The sequence below is a fragment of the Campylobacter concisus genome, from assembly GCF_002092855.1.
GTDB lineage: Bacteria > Campylobacterota > Campylobacteria > Campylobacterales > Campylobacteraceae > Campylobacter_A > Campylobacter_A concisus_AI.
Genome location: NZ_LVLC01000013.1, coordinates 1 through 258 on the forward strand (window position 1 = coordinate 1; position 258 = coordinate 258).

The 258-nt window shown below is 42.6% G+C and carries 1 protein-coding gene; it reads right to left on the reverse strand.

Annotated elements, in window-relative coordinates:
• Window positions 1-258 (reverse strand): hypothetical protein (locus A3223_RS10050; RefSeq protein WP_180378710.1); only part of this gene is annotated, 258 nt, incomplete at both ends.

A 258-nucleotide genomic window follows, 5' to 3' on the forward strand; every position in this document is an offset into this window, starting at 1 on the left:
CCCTCTCCCCCTCCTCCCCCTCCCTCTCCTTCCTTTTCTTCCTTTCTTCCCTTCCTCTTTCCCCTTTTTCTTTTTTCTTCTTCTTTTTCCCCTTTCCTCTTTCTCCTCTCTTCCCTCTTTCAACATCGTCTCTTTCCTCTTTTTTTCCCTCTTCTCCTCTCTTTTTTCTCTCCTTTCTCTCTTCCTTTTTCTCTTCCTCTTTTTTCTCCTTTTCCTCTTTTCTTTCTCTCTCTCCCTTTTCCTCTTTCTTTTTCTCTT